The organism is Acidovorax sp. Leaf78 (genome assembly GCF_001422735.1).
GTDB lineage: Bacteria > Pseudomonadota > Gammaproteobacteria > Burkholderiales > Burkholderiaceae_C > Acidovorax.
Window position 1 is genome coordinate 66,312 of the sequence record NZ_LMLZ01000005.1, and the last position, 17,104, is coordinate 83,415.

Sequence of the window (17,104 nt, forward strand, 5' to 3'; positions counted from 1 at the left end):
CTGTCGGGCATGCCTGCACAAGGCCTGCGGCAGGCCGCCTGGAGGGATGGCGCCGGCACTCTACCCTGTAAAAGCAGGTAAGCCATCATAGAAAATTGCAACAGGCCCACGGAGCACAAGACTTACTCCAACGCCGTGGGGGAGGCGCAAGTACGCAAACTGCCTGCCAAAGCCGCGCAACAGGCGGGCAATGCGTGGCCTACGCTATGCGCCAGCCAACCCCAACATGCCCCGCGCCTCCTGCGGCGACGCCACCTCCCGCCCCGCATTGCGCGCGTAATGCGCCAGCTTCTCGATCAACGGCCCGTTCGAATCCGCCTTGGTCCCATCCGGCAGATAGAACGTGTCCTCCAGCCCGGTGCGCAAATGCCCGCCCAACTCGGCCACGCGCTGGTGCACGGGCCAAATCTCAGCGCGGCCGATGACGGTGGCCTGCCAGGGGGCGTCCTTGATCTTGAGCTTGAGCAAGATGGGCAGCAGGTCCGGGTCCGCGGGCATGCCGGACTCGACACCCATCACGAAGTTGTATTCGGGCAGCCGCGCGGTGTACATGCCGGTCTGCACATACATCTCCACGCAGCGCACGATGCCCACGTCGAAGCATTCGAACTCGGGCAGCGTGCCGGTTTCCAGCATCACGTCGATGAAGTCCTTGACCTTGGCGGGCTGGTTGTCGAACAGCATGGGCGGCCAGGCCCAGGTGCCGTTGCTGCGCACCTTCAGGTAGTTGAGCGAGCCGGCGTTGCACGCGGCCATCTCGGGGCGGGTGGCGCGCAGGCAGTCGAGCGGTCCCTGGTAGTGGGGGCCGACCACGCCGGTGGTCTGGTTGATGATCAAACCCGGGCAGGCCTCGCGCATGGCCTGCACGCAGTCGCGCGCGACCTGCGGGTCCCAGCTGGGCAGGTGGCCCTTGCCGGGCTCCTGGTTGCGAAAGTGCACGTGGACCACGGCGGCGCCTGCGTCGCAGGCGCGGCGGGCTTCCTTCGCCAGCTGCTCGGGCGTGACGGGCACATGGTGCTGGCCGGGGTCGGTCAGCACGCCGGTGATGGCGCAGGTGATGATGGCTTTGTGGCTGGTTGCATGACTGGTCATGTGCGTCTCCGAATGGCGGTACTACTCTTGCTTCGCAACACCCCGACCGTTTGGCCTGAGCCTGTCGAAGGCGGGTGCCCTGGCTTCGGCAGGCTCAGCCCGAACGGTTGATGGTGGGCGTGCCATGGCTTCGACGGGCTCAGCCCGAACGGTGGGAACAAGGGTGGGCTTTTGGTCACGGGCAACGCTTCCATTCAAATACCCAACTGCTTGGCAGCCAGGTCTTTCATGATTTCTTCCGCACCGCCGCCGATCATCATGACCTTGACCTCGCGGTAGATGCGTTCGCTGACGGTGCCGCGCATGAAGCCCATGCCGCCCAGGATCTGCACGGCCTGGTCGGCGCAGAACTGCAGGGTCTGGGTGGCGTGGTTCTTGAGCAGGCACACGTTCGCCACCCACTCGGTACCGGTGTGGCCCGCATCGGCCTGCGCAGCCACGGACTCGCACCATGCGGCCGTGGACTGGATGCGCATCTGCATGTCCACCAGCTTGTGGCGGATGACCTGGTGCTCCACCAGCGCGGCACCGAAGGTCTTGCGCTGGCGGGCCCAGGCCAGGGCTTCGTCGTAGCAGGCCTCGGCAAAGCCCAGGGCCGACACGGCCAAGCCGAAGCGCTCGCCGTTGAAGTTGGACATGATGATCCGAAAACCCGCACCCTCTTCGCCCAGCAGGTAGCGCGCCGGCACGCGCACGTTGTCGAAGCGCAGGTGCGCGGTGTCGGAGCAGAGCCAGCCCATCTTGTCCAGGCGCGTGCGCGAAAGGCCCGCGCTGTGGCCGGGGATGAGCAGCATGGAGATGCCCGCGCTGCCCTTGCCGCCGCCGGGCCGCCCCAAGGCGGCAAGCGCCCCCTCGGGGGGCAGCGACCCCTGCAAAGCAGGGGAGCGTGGGGGCTCATGGTCTCTGCCGGCATCCCCGGTGCGCACGGCCACGGTGATCCAGTCTGCACGCATGCCCGACGTGATGAACACCTTCTCGCCATCGACGACGTAGTCATCCCCCTCGCGCCGCGCGGTGGTCCTGAGCTGTGCCACGTCCGACCCGCCACCGGGCTCGGTGATCGCCAGCGCGGCGATCTGCTCGCCCGCCAGCACGGGCGGGATGACCTCGGCGCGCACCGCGTCGCTGCCGTGGGCCAGCACGGGCGGCAGGCCGATGTTGTGCGACAGCAGGCTGGCCAGCACGCCGCCGCTGGCACCGTGGCGGCTGAGCGCGCGCCACAGCGGCAGGCGCAAGGCGTAGCTGGCAGGCGTGCCGCCGTACTGCTCGGGGTAGCCCAGGCCCAGCAAGCCCAGGTCCGCTGCGCGGCGGTACAGGCTGCGAGGGAATTCACCGGCCGCGTCCCAGGCGCCCACGTGCGGGGCGATCTCGGCGCGGGCAAAACGGGTGACGGTGTCGGTGAGTGCGTTGCGGTCTTCGTCGCTCTCCGACGTCGTGTGCGTCGGGGCCGTCATGCGGGACCTCCTGGCAGGGCGGGAGCAAAGCGCACCAGCACCTGGCCGGGCGCCACCTGCTGGCCCGGCGCGACCAGCAACTCGGCCACGGTGGCGGCCACGGGGCAGGCCAGGCTGTGTTCGAGCTTCATGGACTCGATGACCACCACGGTATCGCCCGCCGCCAGCGCCTGGCCCGCGGCCACCGGCAGCGCGACCACCTTGCCGTTGAAGGGCGCGCGCAGCTCGGTGGCGCCACCGGCGGCGCCCGCGCGGGCTGCCGGCTCCCAGGATGCGTCTTCCACCCAGCCATCCACACCACCGGTCTGCCAGTGCCAGCGCAGCCGGCCCACGGGCACGGCGTGCACCGTGTGGTCGGCCACCGGCGCATCGCCGCCCTGGCCGGTGGCACGCACCGCACCGCCGGGCTGCGGGGTCAGTTGGACCGTGGTGGTGGTCGTGATGGTTTCCATCGACCCTGGCGAGGTGCCGGCACGCTGGGCGCGCTCCACCTGCAGCCGCCCGGCCCCCAGCTCGCGCACCGACAGCGGCAGCACTGTGCCCTGGTGGCGCAGACGCAGCGGGCGCGCCAATGAGCACGGCAGGCTGGCGGAGGCTGGTGTGGGTGAATTAGAAGCAAAAATGGCCGCTACCGCGCAAGGGACCAGCGCCAACAGCTCCTCTTTTAATAGCAAATCCTGCAGACCCGCTGCATGCTCTGCCAGAAACGGCACCAGCGCCTGCCCGCCCCGGAACGCCGGGTGCTGCAGGCACGCCGCCAGGAATGCGCGGTTGGTGGGCAGGCCCAGCACGCGGGTGGCGTTGAGCGCGCGCACCAGCGCGTCGATGGCCTCGGCCCGCGTGGGCGCATGCATGATGAGCTTGCCCAGCATGGCGTCGTAGTGGGGCGAGACCTCGGCGCCCTCCTCCAGCGCGTGGTCAAACCGCAGCGCACCCGGCGCAGCGCGTTCAAAGGCCGTGGCAGCGGGCGCGCTGAAGTGCAGCACGCTGCCGGTGTGCGGCCGAAAGTGCGCGTCTTCGGCACACAGGCGCACCTCGATGGCGTGGCCTTGCAGATCGACCTGCGACTGCGTGATGGGCAGCGGCTCGCCGCGCGCGATGCGGATCTGCCACTCCACCAGGTCCAGGCCGGTGATGGCTTCGGTCACCGGGTGCTCCACCTGCAGGCGGGTGTTCATCTCCATCAAGAAGAATGGCGCCCCTGCGCTCGCCGGGGACGGGGCCCCGGCTGTTGCGGGGCCTGGGTCTTTCGCGGCTTGGGACGTTGCGGCGTCATCCCCATCGTTGCCATCCAGCAAGAACTCCACCGTGCCCGCTCCCACATAGCCGGCAGCCTGCGCCAGGGCCACGGCGCAGGCGCCCATGCGCTCGCGCAGCGCGGCGCCTACCGCCGGGCTGGGAGACTCTTCGATGAGCTTCTGGTGGCGGCGCTGCACCGAGCAATCGCGCTCGCCCAGATGGATGCACGCGCCGTGGGCATCGGCAAAAATTTGCACCTCCACATGGCGGGGCTGCAGCAGCGCACGCTCGATCAGCAGGTCGCCACAGCCAAAGCCCGCCAGCGCTTCGGACCGGGCGCTGGCCAGTGCGGCGGGCAGTTGCGCCGCATCGGTGACGAGCCGCATGCCGCGCCCTCCCCCACCCGCCACGGCCTTGACCATGGCGGGGTAGCCGATGCGCGCGGCCTCTTGCGCAAAACGTTCATCGCTCTGGTCGTCCCCCGCGTAGCCCGGCAGGCACGGCACCCCATGCACCGCCGCCAGCGCCTTGGCACCGGCCTTGCTGCCCAGCGCGCGGATGGCTGCGGGGGGCGGGCCGATCCAGGTCAGGCCGGCATCGACCACGGCCTGGGCGACGTCGGCGTTCTCGCTGAGGAACCCGTAGCCGGGGTGCACCGCATCGGCGCCGGTGGCACGCGCCGCGGCCAGCAGCTTGTCGGTGCGCAGGTAGGTGTCGGCACTGGATGCGCCGCCCAGCGCAATGGCCTGCGTGGCCTCGCGCACATGCAGGGCGTTGGCGTCGGGGTCGGAGTAGACGGCCACCGTTGCGATGCCCATGCGGTGGGCGGTGTGGATGATGCGGCGGGCGATCTCGCCGCGATTGGCGATGAGGATCTTTTTCATGGCTTCGCACTCCAAGGCGGCGTCTTGCGCGCGGCAAATGCAGCCAGCCCTTGCGGTGCCTCAGGCCCACGCAGCGCTTGCGCAAAAGCCAAGGCCGCGTCATCCAGCAGCGCGAGCAATGGCGTCTCGGGCTGGGCCAGCAACAAACGTTTGGTGGCGGCCACGGCCTGCGGCGCTGCGGCGGCGTGACGTGCGATGGCAGCTTGCACAGCGGCCTCCATGCCACCAGCGACCACCTCATCCACCAGCCCCGCACGTTGAGCCGTCGCGGCATCCCAGCGCACGCCTGTCAACAAACACCCCCGCGCTGCCGCTGGGCCCAGGCGCCGCACCACAAACGGTGCGATCTGCGCAGGCACGATGCCCAGCGTGACCTCGGGCGTGGCGAACTGCGCGCCGCTGTGTGCCAGCACGCGGTCGGCACAGCACACAAGCCCAAAGCCGCCGCCCATCGCGGCGCCCTCCACCACCACGATGAACCACTGCGGCAACGCACACAGCGCCTGCAGCAGCGTGCCAAAGCGGCGGTTCAGCGGCACCAGCGGGTCAGCCTCGCCCGCAGCCAGGGGCTGTCCAATGGTCTTGGCAAAGCCACCCAGGCTACCCCCCGCGCAGAAGTGCCCACCGGCACCCCGCAACACCACGCCGCGCAGGTCGGTATCGGCCGCAGCCCGCTCACAGGCGGCAATCAAACCATCAACCATCGCCTCCGACAGCGCATTGCGGCTGGCCGGGTCATTGAGCGTCCAGGTTTCCACACAGCCGCTAGCCAGCGGCGCGCGGTCGATCAACAGCGAATCGGCCATGTCAGTGCGCAGGCCGCTTGGCGATGCCCATGAGCTTGGCGAGGATGCCCAGCATCACCTCGTCCGCACCGCCGCCAATGGACGCCAGCCGCCCATCCCGGTACATGCGCGAGACCTTGTTCTCCAGCGTGTAGCCCATACCGCCCCAGAACTGCAGGCAGGTGTCGGGCACCTCGCGGTTCAGGCGGCCGGCCTTGAGCTTGGCCATGCTGGCCAGCTCCAGCACGTCCTGCCCGTTCACGTACAGGTCGCAGGCGCGGTAGGTCAGTGCGCGCAGCGCCTCGACCTCGGTCTTGAGTTCGGCCAGCTTGAATTGCACCCACTGCTGGTCGGCCAGCGTGCTGCCAAACAGCTTGCGCTCCTGTGCGTAGTCGATGGTCCACTGGATGCAGTGGTTCAGCGATTCGAGCGTGCTGGCGGCGCACCACAGGCGCTCTTCCTGGAACTGCTGCATCTGGTAGATGAAGCCCTGCCCTTCCGCGCCGATGCGGTAGCGCTGCGGTACGCGCACCTCGTCGAAGTAGATGAGCCCGGTGTCGCTGCTGTGCATGCCGATCTTGCGGATCTTCTGCGCCACCTCGACGCCCCGGGTCAACCGGCCGCCGGGGCCATCGCGCAGGGGCACCATGACGAGGCTCTTGTTCTTGTGAGGACTGCCGCCCGTCACGCTCTGGCCGTCGCCCGTGTTCACCAGCATGCACATCCAGTCGGCCTGCAGGCTGTTGGTGATCCACATCTTCTGCCCGGTAATCACGTAATCGTCACCATCCTTGCGCGCCACGCTTTTGATGCCCGACACGTCGCTGCCCGCCGCAGGCTCGCTCACGCCGATGCAGCCCACCATGTCGCCCGTGATGGCCGGGGCCAGAAACTGGCGCTTGAGCTCTTCGCTGCCGTAGCGCGCGAGCGCCGGGGTGCACATGTCTGTCTGCACGCCAATGGCCATGGGCACGCCGCCGCAGTGGATGTGGCCCAGCATCTCGGCCATGGCCAGGCTGTACGAGTAGTCCAGCCCCGCGCCGCCGTATTCCTCGGGCTTGCACAGGCCCAGCAGGCCCAGGTGGCCCATCTTCTTGAAGACCTCGTGCGCGGGGAAGATCTCGGCCGCCTCCCACTCGTCCACGTGGGGGTTGATCTCTTCGTCGATGAAGCGCTTCAAGGTCTTCTGGATCTCGCGGTGCTCGTGCGTAAACTGCATGGTGCCTGTCTCCTGCGGTTATGTGTTGTGCCTGCGAACCTCGACCCCGAACATCACGACAGATCGAACTGCCCCAGGGGCTGCGGCCGCCCGTTGAGCACCAGCTCCACCTGGTGCGCGCCGGGGTAGTGGGTGCGTGTGGTCATCTGCTGCAGCGACAGCGTCTTGCCCACGGCCACGGTCGCCCCTGCGGGGATGTCCAGCGTCTGCAGCTTGAACACCTTGGCCGCCGCGCCACCGTGGGCCTTGACGTAGTGCACCTTCAGGTCGGCCAGCACGCGCTGCGGCAGTGGCGTGGGGTTGTGCAGCTCGGCCTCGATGCGCACCTTGCCGCCGATGCGCGCACGGGCGGGCAGCACGCGCGCGGCCCGCACATCCAGCGCCACGGCATGGCCCACGCCCAGGGCATCGAGCGCGCCAGCGTCGCCGCGCTTGATGAGAAAACGCAGGCCGTGGCGCACCAGGGCTTCGCGCGGGGCGGGTGCACCCTGCAGCCAGGTGCGCGCGGTGCCCACGGCCAGGTCGGGGTGGTCCTTGGCGATGTCGCCCAGGTGGTTGGCCACCGAGCGGCGCACGTAGGAAGACGGGTCGTCCTTGAGCGCATCGAGCAGCGGCAGGGCCAGCTGCGGGTCCTTCTGGAATGCGGGCAGGCGCGGCGCCCAGGGCAGGCGGGGCCGCGTGCCTTCGCTCACCAGGCGGCGCACGTGGGCGTTGCCGTCCTGCGCCCAGTCCCGCAGCCGCGCGAGCGTGGCCTGCTGGTGGTGCAGCAGATAGGGGCGGATGCAGAACTCGGCGGTAAAGCGCTGGGTCAGCGCGTGCTGCGCGGCCATGGCCGCCTCGAAATGCGCCAGGCCCTGCGAGCCGATGTACAGGCTGTGCGGCAGGTACAGGAAGGCGCTGTAGGGGCGGTCGCCCGCATGGGGCTCGCCGGCGGCGTCCAGGCCCATGGGCGGGTCCATGGAATCGACCAGCACGGCCAGTGCGCGGGGTACGTCCTGGGGCAGGTGCGCCTGCAATGCCTGCGCAATGCGCTGGCCGCGCGCCATCAGCTCCAACGACTCATAGCCGGGCTCGACCTGCCGCAGGAAGGCGGCCGTGTCGAACTTGCGCCAGGCGCGCTGCACCATGGCGGCGATGCGCGGCGGCACGGTGTCGTTCAGCAAATATTTAAGAGGTTCGGCCATGGTGTGTGTCGGTGTGCTTGCGCCCTCTTCGCCTACATCCGTGCCACGCCAAAGCCCAGGGGCCGCAGCGTGCGGGCCTGTGCATCGGCACAGGTATCGAGGCAAAAGGCCAGCACGGCACGCGTGTCGCGTGGGTCGATCACGCCGTCGTCCAGCAGCAGGCCGCTGGTGTAGAAAGCATCGGCCTGGGCCTCGAACATGGCGACGATCTTGTCGAACTGGGCTTGCGATTCGGTCGGGTCGGGCGTGATGCCTTTGCGCGTCAGCGCCGCCTCGGTCACGATCTGCATGGTGCGCGCGGCCTGCTCGCCGCCCATCACGGCCGTCTTGGCGCCCGGCCAGCTGAACAGGAAGCGCGGCGCATAACCCCGCCCGCACATGCCGTAGTTGCCCGCGCCGAAGCTGGCGCCGCACTGGATGGTGATCTGCGGCACGGTGGCGTTGGTCACGGCCTGGATCATCTTGCTGCCGTGCTTGATCATGCCGCCCTGCTCGCTGTCCTTGCCCACCATGAAGCCGGTGGTGTTCTGCAGGTAGATGATGGGGTGGCCCAGCTGGCACATCCACTGGATGAAGTGCGTGGCCTTGTTGGCGCCCGCCACATCGATGGGGCCGTTGTTGCTGATGAAGCCCACGTCATGCCCGCCGATGCGGCCCTGCGCGCAGAGCGTGGCCATGCCGTAGCGGGCCTTGAACTCGAGCAGCTCAGACCCATCCACCAGCCGCGCAATCACCTCGCGCATGTCCACGGGCTGGCGCAGGTCGCCCGGCATCAGGGCCAGCAGGTCGTCGGCGGGCATCTTGGGGCCGGGAGCGCTGGGCCGCGCGGGGGTGTTCCACCCCAGCTGCGCGATCACTTCGCGTGCCATGCCGATGGCCTCGCGGTCGTCCTGCGCCAGGTACTCGCCCAGGCCCGAGACGGCGGTGTGCATCTCGGCGCCGCCCAGTTCCTCTTCGGTCGCGACCTCGCCCGTGGCGGCCATGAGCAGCGGCGGCCCGGCCAGGAAGGCGCGCGAGCGGCCCTGCACCATGATGACCACGTCCGACAGCCCCGGCATGTAGGCCCCGCCCGCGGTGCCCGAGCCGTGCTGCACGGTGATGACCGGTATGCCCGCCGCCGACAGCCGCGCGAGGTTGCGGAACAGCGTGCCGCCGTGCACGAAGCCTTCGACCCGGTAGCGCATGAGGTTGGCGCCTGCGCTCTCAACGAGGTGCACGAAGGGCAGGCGCTCGCGCAGGGCGATCTCTTGCACGCGCAGAATCTTTTCCAGACCCATGGGCTGGATGGCCCCCGCCTCGATGCCGGAGTCGCTGGCCACCACCATGCAGCGCACACCGCTGACCCACCCGATGCCGGCAATCATTCCGCCGCCGGGCACGGACTTCTCCGGGTCCCTCACATCCTGCAGGTAGCCCGCCAGGGTGCACAGCGGCAGCCACGGCGCGCCCGCATCCAGCAGCAACGCCACGCGCTGGCGCGGCAGCAGCTGGCCGCGTTTGTCGAACTGCGGCAGCGAGCGGGCCGATGCCGCCGCAGCCCGGTCTTCCAGCGCGCGCAGGGCATCGAGGCGGGCAGCCAGGGCAGCGCGGCGCGCCTGCGCATCGGGTGCACCGGGGAGGAAGCGCGAAGCGAAGGCGGTGGTCATTCGTCGGAGCCCTTGGGTGCACTGCCCGCCGGGTCCGCGGACGCTGCAAACACACGCGGCACCTGTGCGCGGTGAAAGCCTGCGTAGGGCTTGACCGCAGCGCGCTGCTGCGTGGCGGCATCGGGCACGCGCAGGGGCCAGCCCAGGCGCACCTGCGGTCGCGCGCCGTCCACGCGCAGCGTGCTACCGCTGATGAAGCTGGCGGCCGGGCTGAGAAGGAAGACGATGGCCGCCGACACCTCGGCCTCGTTGCCGAATCGGCCCAGCGGCACGGTCTGCGGCATGGCGCGCAGCGTGTGCGCGGCGGCGGGCGGGTAGTTGTCCATGCCGCTCGATGCGATGTAGCCCGGCGCGACCGCGTTCACGCGCACGCCGCTGCAGGCCCATTCGAGCGCAGCGGTTTCGGTGAAGCTGACCATGCCCGCGCGCGCCGCACCGCTGTGCCCCATGCCCGGCATGGAGCCCCACATGTCGGCCACGATGTTGACTACCGAGCCGCCGTTCGGCGCCATCCACTGCCGGTAGCATTCGCGCGCCACCAGGAAGCCGCCGGTGAGGTTGGTGTGCAACACCGCCTCCCAGCCCTTGGCGCTGATGGATTCGAGCGGCGACATGAACTGCCCGCCCGCGTTGTTCACCAGGCCATCGATGCGCCCGTGCGCGGCCAGCACCTGCTGCACCAGCACGACCACCGCGTCTTCGGAGCGGATGTCGCACGCATGCCAGGACGCTGCGCCACCATCCGCAGCGATCTCGTCGACTACGGCCTGCAGCTTCTCGGGCTTGCGCCCGACCAGCACTGCGTGCGCGCCCAGGCGCGCCAGCTCGTGCGCCGTGCAGCGGCCAATGCCCGAGCCGCCGCCCGTGACGATGACCACCTGGCCGCTGAACAGGCCTGGCGCGAACACCGACTGGTAGCCGCTGGGTGCATTGAAGGCCGTGGAAGCCATGGTGGGTGCGCCTTTTATTTTTTTGCTGTTATGTGCGGATGAAGAGGGCCAGGGCCTCGTCGGTGAGTGCGTCGAGCGATTTGCCCTTCTTGGGCGAGAACCACTGCACCGCCCAGTTGAGCGCGCCAAAGATGAACAGCCGCGCCACGCCAGGCTCGGCCTGCAGCGCGCCCTGCTGCGCCAGCGCCTCGAGCGCGGGCATCCACGCGGCCTCGTAGCTGTCCTTGATGCGCGCAATGCCCTTGCGCTGCGCCGGTGTGAGCGAGCGCCATTCGTACAGCATCACCGGGATGAAGCTGCTGCGCGGGCCGAGCAGGATCTCGAAATGGTGGCGGATGAGTGTGTGCAGCTGCTCGCGTGGCGTGGCCTGGGCGAGCAGCGCATCGAGTGCCTGCTGCTGGCTTTGCGTGGCCATGGTCATGCCTTCGCTCATCACCGCGTAGAGCAGCGCGCTTTTGCTTTCGAAATGGTAGAAGGGCGAGCCGCTGTGCATGCCAGCGGCTGCGGCGATGTCGCGCGTGCTGGTGGCGGCGAAGCCCTGGGTGCGGAACAGCTTTGCGGCGCCGTCCATGAGCTTGCGGCGGCGGTTGCCGTCGTCGAGTTCTTCGGCGGTTTTGCGGGGGCGGCCGCGGGGGCGGCGGGGGGGTTGTTTTTCTTCTTCGGCGGTGGAGATCTGAGACGTGGCGGCCTTGCGTTGGCGGGCTGGTGGGAGGGGTGCAGCGGGCGCGGATGCGCGGGGGCGGGCTGGTGGGAGGGGTGCAGCGGGCGCGGATGCGCGGGGGCGTCGGGCTGGGGATTCCATGTTTTGCACGATAGCAAAATGGATTATTTTTAGCAAGCAAGTGCTTTGTAAAAATATGGATGCTTGTGCTGAAAGGATAGAGCGCTTCAGAGGCGGGGTGCCCTACGGGTTTGGAGTGCCTTCGCGCTCATGTCCGCCCGGGTTGAGTTGGTCTACGTGTATCGACCCCACCGTTCGGGCTGAGCTTGTCGAAGCCTGGGCACATCGATCCACGTCCGTTCGGGTTGAGCCTGTCGAAACCTGGGCGCATCGACCCATGGCCGTTCGGGTTGAGCTTGTCGAAACCTGGGCGCTGCTCGCAGGCTCGCTGATGGGCAGCATGCCTTTGTTGAGGGCGGAGGCCGGGAGTCGCCCGGCGNATGGCAAGCAGGGCTGGACGGTGCGGGTCCGGTCACAGCCTCCCGTTCGGGTTGAGCCTGTCGAAACCTGGGCGCTGCTCGCAGGCTCGCTGATGGGCAGCATGCCTTTGTTGAGGGCGGAGGCCGGGAGTCGCCCGGCGTGCGAGTAACTTTCTTTTGGTTCGCCAAAAGAAAGTCACCAAAGAAAAGGCGACCCTACAGCCTGCGTCCCTTCGCTTCGCTGCGGGCAACCTGCGGTGCTCGGTCGTGGGGTGCGCTGCGGAACTCGCTGCGCGCTGCCGCGCTACGCTCAAACATCCGCAGCGAGTCAGTTCACGATGCGTGTGTCCTTCGGCACACGCTCACCCCACGCCCTGCGCTCCTCGGCGCATCCTGAAGGGATGGGGGANGAACTCGCTGCGCGCTGGCGCGCTACGCTCAAACATCCGCAGCGAGTCAGTTCACGATGCGTGTGTCCTTCGGCACACGCTCACCCCACGCCCTGCGCTCCTCGGCGCATCCTGAAGGGATGGGGGACCCAACATCCACACGGGCCATCGCTGCGCTCGGCCTGGCGGTCGCGGCGCGAAGCGCCTGCGCGTTCGGGGCCGAGCAACGCGATGGCCCGTGTGGCTGTTCGGCTGTCCACCCCCTGCTGGCTGCGCCTGCGGAGGGGCGGTTGCGGGGTGGCATGCGCGNGGCGGTCGCGGCGCGAAGCGCCTGCGCGTTCGGGGCCGAGCAACGCGATGGCCCGTGTGGCTGTTCGGCTGTCCACCCCCTGCTGGCTGCGCCTGCGGCGGGGCGGTTGCGGGGTGGCATGCGCGTCGGAGCGCGCATGCTTCGTCATCTAGCTCGCCGTGGATGTCTGAACGTAGCGCCAACGGCGCGCAGTGAGTTCCACGGCGCACCCCGCAACCGCCCCGACGCAGGTCGCCCCTTCGCAACGCGAAGGGGTCGCAGACTTGGGGTCGCCTTCTCTTTGGTGACTTTCTCTTGGCGAACCAAGAGAAAGTTACCGCGCCGCCGGGCGCGCACCCCGGCTCCNGCGAAGGGGTCGCAGACTTGGGGTCGCCTTCTCTTTGGTGACTTTCTCTTGGCGAACCAAGAGAAAGTTACCGCGCCGCCGGGCGCGCACCCCGGCTCCCGCCCTCAACACAGGCATGCTGCCCAATCAGCGAGCTAGCGAGCAGCGCCCAGGTTTCGACAAGCTCAACCCGAACGGATAGTGATGACGGACAAAAGCTTCGACAGGCTCAGCCCGAACGGCCTGGGGTGCGACAGACCCAGGTTTCCCACAACATCAGACCGCGCTGAAATCAGGCTTGCGCTTCTCCATAAACGCAGAAAACGCCTCCCGCGCCGCCGGCTCACGCAGCATGCGCCCGAAGCTCTCGCCCTCCTCCGCCATCACCTCCAACACCTTCGCCGTCTGCCCACCCTTCATCAACCGCTTCGTCTCGATCAACGAAGACAACGGCTTGGCAGCCAGCTTGCGCGCCTGCGCCTGCGCCACCCCATTGCACTCGGTGGGCGGCACCACCCGGTTCACCAGCCCCACCTCGAGCGCCGCCTCGGCCATGAACGGCTCGCCCAACAGCAGCGCTTCAGCCGCACGGTGATACCCCAGCATCTGCGGCACCAGCAGGCTCGATGCGGCCTCGGGGCACAGGCCCAGGTTGACGAACGGCATCGAGAACGCCGCGTTGTCGCCCGCATAGACCAGGTCGCAATGGAACAGCATCGTCGTGCCGATGCCCACCGCCGGGCCGCAGACCGAGGCGATCACGGGCTTGGGAAAGGACGCGATGCCGCGCAGAAAACGGAACACGGGCGAGTCCTGCGTGGCCGGGGGCTGCTGCAGAAAGTCGCCGATGTCGTTGCCCGCGCTGAAGATCGCCACGTCGCCCTGGAACACCACCACGCGCACGCTGGCGTCGGCCTGGGCGGCATCCAGCGCGTCCGCCATGGCGGCGTACATGTCGCGCGTGATGGAGTTCTTCTTGTCCACGCGGTTGAAAGTGATGGTGGTCACACCGGCTTCGGTGTGGGCGAGGATGTCGGGGGTCGCAGTGCTCATGGTGCTCTTATTCCTTGTAGTAAACGATCTGGTGGCTGGTGGCCAGCATGGTGCCGGCCTCGTTCCACAGCTGCACGGTCTGGTCGAAGAAGCCGTTGCGAAACTCCTGCCCGCGCGCCTGGCCGAGCAAAAAGCCGGTGCCCGTGGCCTGCAGCTGTTCGGCCGTGGCATGGAAGTACACGGTGATGGACACGGTGCCCGCAGGCACCTGGCGCGCACGGCGCAACCACACGCGGGGGAAGAACACATCGGCCAGCGCGGCCAGTGCGCAGAAGTCGAGGGCGCGCGGGGGCGCATCGCGCATCCACAGCTGCGTCAGGCTGTGGTCGCCGCTGCCGTCCCAGGTGCGCGGGATGAAGCCGGTGATGGGGCGCATCTCATAGCGGTTGAGCCATTCCACAGCGCCTGGCGGCGCGACGATGGCTTGGTGGTCGGTGGGCCGGGGCACCTCGGGCATGGGCACGTCGCCCACGCTCCACGTCTCGCGGCGCACGGCCGTGACGGCGGTGGCCGTGGTGGTGACCACCGGGGCGCCGTCAGCGTCGGGCTGCAGGATGGACAGCGTCCAGTGTTGCGTGGAGCGGTTGGTGCGCACCGGCACGGCCTGCACGGTGAACGCGCCGGCCGTGAGGGCCCCTGCGTAGTTGACGGTGAGCGACAGCGGATCACCCAGGCGCTGGGGGTGCTGCATGATGGCCTGCAGCAGCGTGGCCGCCGTGATGCCGCCGAACGGGCCCACCATGTTCCAGTAGCCCGGGTGCGTGGTGCCTTCGTACTGGCCTGCAGCAATGGCCGCCGCGGCAGATTCGGACGCAGATGCAGATGCGGGCTCGGCCGACTGCGCATCAGCTGCGCGCCGCAGTTGCAGCGCCTCGTCCAGAGGGTGCGGTAGGGATGTGGATGCGGAAGTCATGCTGTGAGTGTGCCGCCAAATGAAAACTCAGATCGTCGTGCCGGCGACTGCGCCCGCCACTGCTGCCATCGGCCCATCGCCAGAAGGCCGGCCCGCCGCACTGCCCAGCGCCATGAAAGCGGCGGCAGCGCGCGGCCACAGGCTGTGGCGGAACTGGCCGCGGAAGAACCCGAAGTGCCCGATGCGCCGCACCTGCACGTCGGCGGGCGTGATGCTCTCCACCCGGCGCTCGGTGTTGGCGTACAGGTTGACGAGGTTGTGCGTGCCGCGCAGCGTCATCAGCTCGTCGTCGGCCATCGACAATGCCAGCACCGGAAAGCGCACCGCGCCATAGCTTTGCGCCACCGCGGGCCCTTCGGCGCCCACGCTGTAAGCCGGGTGCAGGCACCAGCGCCGCCACTGCAGGATCACCCCCGCCGGCAGGTCGCCCACCTTCTTGAGCGTGCGCCCCGGAAAGTACCCGCACAGCCGTGTGGCCAGCGGCACCAGCACCCACCAGAAGTACGGAACGATGCGCTTGAGCTGCGGCGCGTTGTCACGCCAGTAGCCGCTGCCCGCGGCCACGCTGAGCAAGCCCGCTACCTGCTCGGGCTTTTGGAGCAACCCCGGCAACTGCGCGCCCAGGCTGTGGCCCAGCAGGTACAAGGGCTGGGCAGGCAGCGCAGCCTTGGCCGCAGAGATCACCGCCTCGTAGTCCTGCGCCCAATCGAACAGGTCGGCCTTCACATCGCGCATGGCGCCCTGCAGCGAATCGCCATGCCCCCGGTAGTCGAACGTGGTGACCCGAAACCCCTGCTGCGACAACCACAGCGCAAAGCCTTCGTAGAACGACTGACGCACCCCCATCGCCCCACCGATCACGACGCTGGCGCGCGGCGGTGCGCCCTCGGGCTCATAGACGCGCAGTGCCAGCGGCACGGCACCGTGGTGGACCTGCAAGGTTTGCTTGTTGATCATGTCTGTCTCCTTGTTTCGAAACCGATCTGCGCCGGCTTGAAGAAAAGAAAACTATCGCTGAGCTGGGCCCTGGCTTCGACAGGCTCAGCCCGAACGGGCGGGGGCGGAGGCGGGTCGGGGTCTCGGGTCGGGTCGGGTCGGGTCGGGTCGGGTCGGGTCGGGTCGGGTCGGGATGAGACATCAGAATCCTCCTGCCCGGTTCCCTTGCTTTCACACCCCGCCCTCCAGGGCGTAGCGAGCGGGATCAGCTGCTAGGCGGACGGAGCACAGGAACCGGAACGTACTTGAAGTACGTGAGGATTCCGAGCACCGCCCAACGACGCAGATGACCCGCGCAGTAGCCAACCCCCTACAACGCCTCGATGATGCCGGCGGCGCCTTGTCCTGTCCCTACGCACATGGTGACCATGCCGTACTTCAGCTTGTGCCTGCGCAGCGCATGCACCACCGTCGCCGCGCGGATCGCGCCCGTGGCGCCCAGAGGGTGGCCCAGCGCAATCGCGCCGCCCATCGGGTTCACGCGGCTCGGGTCCAGCCCCAGCGTGTTGATCACAGCGAGCGACTGCGCCGCAAAGGCTTCGTTCAGCTCGAACCAGCCGATGTCTTCATGCTTCAAGCCCGCATACCGCAGGGCCGCAGGAATCGCCTCGATGGGGCCGATGCCCATGATTTCGGGCGGCACGCCGCGGGCGGCGTAGCTCACGAAGCGGGCCAGGGGCGTGAGGCCGAATTGCTTGACCGCCTTTTCGCTGGCCACGATGAGCGCACCGGCACCGTCGCTGGTCTGCGAGCTGTTGCCCGCCGTGACGCTGCCGCGTGCGGCGAACACGGGCCTGAGCTTGGCCAGGCCTTCGAGGGACGTGTCGGGGCGCGGGCCTTCGTCCAGGCTCACGGTGCGGCGCTTTTCCACCACTTCGCCAGTGGCCAGGTTAGGCGAGCGCTCCACGACCTCGAAGGGGGTGATTTCATCGGTGAACTCACCGGCCTTTTGCGCCTTGATGGCGCGCAGGTGCGATTCGAGTGCAAAGGCGTCCTGCGCCTCGCGGCTGATCCTCCACTGCTGCGCGACCTTCTCGGCCGTGAGGCCCATGCCGTAGGCGATGCCCACGTTCTCGTCGCGCGCAAAGATCTCGGCGTTGAACGATGGCTTGTTGCCGCCCATGGGCACAAGGCTCATGGACTCGGCGCCGCCGGCGATCAGCACGTCGGCCTCGCCCACGCGGATGCGGTCGGCGGCCATCTGCAGCGCGGTGATGCCCGATGCGCAAAAGCGGTTCACGGTCACGCCGCCCACGGGGTGGTCGAACGCCAGGCCCACGGCGATGCGGGCCATGTTCATGCCCTGCTCGCCTTCGGGGAAGGAGCAGCCGATGATGGCGTCCTCGATCGCCTTGGGGTCCAGCGTGGGGACCTGGGTCATCGCGCTCTTGATGGCGGCGACCAGCAGGTCATCGGGGCGGGTGTTCTTGAAATAGCCGCGGCCCGAGCGCCCGATGGGGGTGCGCGTGGCAGCAACGATGTAGGCGTCCTGGACTTGTTTTTGAGCCATGGTGTTGAAACTCCT

13 protein-coding genes are annotated in these 17,104 nt (G+C 68.6%); all 13 read right to left on the reverse strand.

All coding sequences use genetic code 11. The features are described from left to right. Positions 1-204 precede the first annotated feature (204 nt). A complete protein-coding gene (locus tag ASF16_RS05545) occupies positions 205-1,092 on the reverse strand; it encodes a 3-keto-5-aminohexanoate cleavage protein (RefSeq protein WP_056163983.1) in 888 nt (295 codons plus the stop codon). Positions 1,093-1,286: 194 nt separating this feature from the next. Continuing rightward, positions 1,287-2,546: an acyl-CoA dehydrogenase family protein gene (locus tag ASF16_RS05550; RefSeq protein WP_056163986.1), complete on the reverse strand. Its 1,260-nt coding sequence runs from the start codon at positions 2,544-2,546 to the stop codon at positions 1,287-1,289. Next, the gene (locus ASF16_RS05555) at positions 2,543-4,669 is read right to left on the reverse strand and encodes a biotin carboxylase N-terminal domain-containing protein (protein WP_056163988.1); all 2,127 of its coding nucleotides are present in this window, start codon (positions 4,667-4,669) and stop codon (positions 2,543-2,545) included. Before ASF16_RS05555 ends, ASF16_RS05550 begins: the two co-directional genes overlap by 4 nt. Continuing rightward, entirely contained in the window at positions 4,666-5,475 is an 810-nt protein-coding gene (locus tag ASF16_RS05560; RefSeq protein WP_056163992.1) for an enoyl-CoA hydratase/isomerase family protein, read from the reverse strand. The genes ASF16_RS05555 and ASF16_RS05560 overlap by 4 nt, the downstream gene beginning before the upstream one ends. Before the next feature lies 1 nt (position 5,476). Next, the gene (locus ASF16_RS05565; RefSeq protein WP_056163994.1) at positions 5,477-6,673 is read right to left on the reverse strand and encodes an acyl-CoA dehydrogenase family protein; all 1,197 of its coding nucleotides are present in this window, start codon (positions 6,671-6,673) and stop codon (positions 5,477-5,479) included. Between the two features lie 53 nt (positions 6,674-6,726). Then, positions 6,727-7,857 (reverse strand): hypothetical protein, encoded by a 1,131-nt coding sequence (locus ASF16_RS05570; RefSeq protein WP_056163998.1) that lies wholly within the window; start codon positions 7,855-7,857, stop codon positions 6,727-6,729. Positions 7,858-7,889: 32 nt separating this feature from the next. Beyond that, positions 7,890-9,503, reverse strand: coding sequence for an acyl-CoA carboxylase subunit beta (locus tag ASF16_RS05575; RefSeq protein ID WP_056164001.1), 1,614 nt, complete (start codon positions 9,501-9,503; stop codon positions 7,890-7,892). Next, the gene (locus ASF16_RS05580; protein WP_056164004.1) at positions 9,500-10,453 is read right to left on the reverse strand and encodes an SDR family oxidoreductase; all 954 of its coding nucleotides are present in this window, start codon (positions 10,451-10,453) and stop codon (positions 9,500-9,502) included. The genes ASF16_RS05575 and ASF16_RS05580 overlap by 4 nt, the downstream gene beginning before the upstream one ends. Positions 10,454-10,481: 28 nt before the next feature. After that, positions 10,482-11,255, reverse strand: coding sequence for a TetR/AcrR family transcriptional regulator (locus ASF16_RS05585; protein WP_056164008.1), 774 nt, complete (start codon positions 11,253-11,255; stop codon positions 10,482-10,484). A 1,638-nt stretch (positions 11,256-12,893) separates the two neighbouring features. Beyond that, positions 12,894-13,670 carry an enoyl-CoA hydratase gene (locus tag ASF16_RS05595; protein ID WP_056164012.1) on the reverse strand — a complete coding sequence of 259 codons (777 nt, stop codon included), beginning with the start codon at positions 13,668-13,670 and terminating at the stop codon, positions 12,894-12,896. Positions 13,671-13,677: 7 nt separating this feature from the next. Further along, positions 13,678-14,583 carry an acyl-CoA thioesterase II gene (locus tag ASF16_RS05600; protein ID WP_200926869.1) on the reverse strand — a complete coding sequence of 302 codons (906 nt, stop codon included), beginning with the start codon at positions 14,581-14,583 and terminating at the stop codon, positions 13,678-13,680. A 27-nt stretch (positions 14,584-14,610) separates the two neighbouring features. After that, positions 14,611-15,540, reverse strand: a complete 930-nt coding sequence (locus tag ASF16_RS05605) for an alpha/beta fold hydrolase (RefSeq protein WP_369817114.1) — start codon at positions 15,538-15,540, stop codon at positions 14,611-14,613. A gap of 349 nt (positions 15,541-15,889) precedes the next feature. Continuing rightward, positions 15,890-17,089: an acetyl-CoA C-acyltransferase gene (locus ASF16_RS05610; protein ID WP_056164015.1), complete on the reverse strand. Its 1,200-nt coding sequence runs from the start codon at positions 17,087-17,089 to the stop codon at positions 15,890-15,892. Between the last annotated feature and the right edge of the window lie 15 nt (positions 17,090-17,104).

Excerpts from the sequence above, each read along its gene's own strand:
- ASF16_RS05605 (WP_369817114.1), bottom strand. The coding sequence starts at position 15,540 with ATGATCAACAAGCAAACCTTGCAGGTCCACCACGGTGCCGTGCCGCTG.
- ASF16_RS05600 (WP_200926869.1), bottom strand. The coding sequence starts at position 14,583 with ATGACTTCCGCATCCACATCCCTACCGCACCCTCTGGACGAGGCGCTG.
- ASF16_RS05555 (WP_056163988.1), bottom strand. The coding sequence starts at position 4,669 with ATGAAAAAGATCCTCATCGCCAATCGCGGCGAGATCGCCCGCCGCATC.
- ASF16_RS05580 (WP_056164004.1), bottom strand. The coding sequence starts at position 10,453 with ATGGCTTCCACGGCCTTCAATGCACCCAGCGGCTACCAGTCGGTGTTC.
- ASF16_RS05565 (WP_056163994.1), bottom strand. The coding sequence starts at position 6,673 with ATGCAGTTTACGCACGAGCACCGCGAGATCCAGAAGACCTTGAAGCGC.
- ASF16_RS05545 (WP_056163983.1), bottom strand. The coding sequence starts at position 1,092 with ATGACCAGTCATGCAACCAGCCACAAAGCCATCATCACCTGCGCCATC.
- ASF16_RS05570 (WP_056163998.1), bottom strand. The coding sequence starts at position 7,857 with ATGGCCGAACCTCTTAAATATTTGCTGAACGACACCGTGCCGCCGCGC.
- ASF16_RS05585 (WP_056164008.1), bottom strand. The coding sequence starts at position 11,255 with ATGGAATCCCCAGCCCGACGCCCCCGCGCATCCGCGCCCGCTGCACCC.
- ASF16_RS05575 (WP_056164001.1), bottom strand. The coding sequence starts at position 9,503 with ATGACCACCGCCTTCGCTTCGCGCTTCCTCCCCGGTGCACCCGATGCG.
- ASF16_RS05610 (WP_056164015.1), bottom strand. The coding sequence starts at position 17,089 with ATGGCTCAAAAACAAGTCCAGGACGCCTACATCGTTGCTGCCACGCGC.
- ASF16_RS05560 (WP_056163992.1), bottom strand. The coding sequence starts at position 5,475 with ATGGCCGATTCGCTGTTGATCGACCGCGCGCCGCTGGCTAGCGGCTGT.
- ASF16_RS05550 (WP_056163986.1), bottom strand. The coding sequence starts at position 2,546 with ATGACGGCCCCGACGCACACGACGTCGGAGAGCGACGAAGACCGCAAC.
- ASF16_RS05595 (WP_056164012.1), bottom strand. The coding sequence starts at position 13,670 with ATGAGCACTGCGACCCCCGACATCCTCGCCCACACCGAAGCCGGTGTG.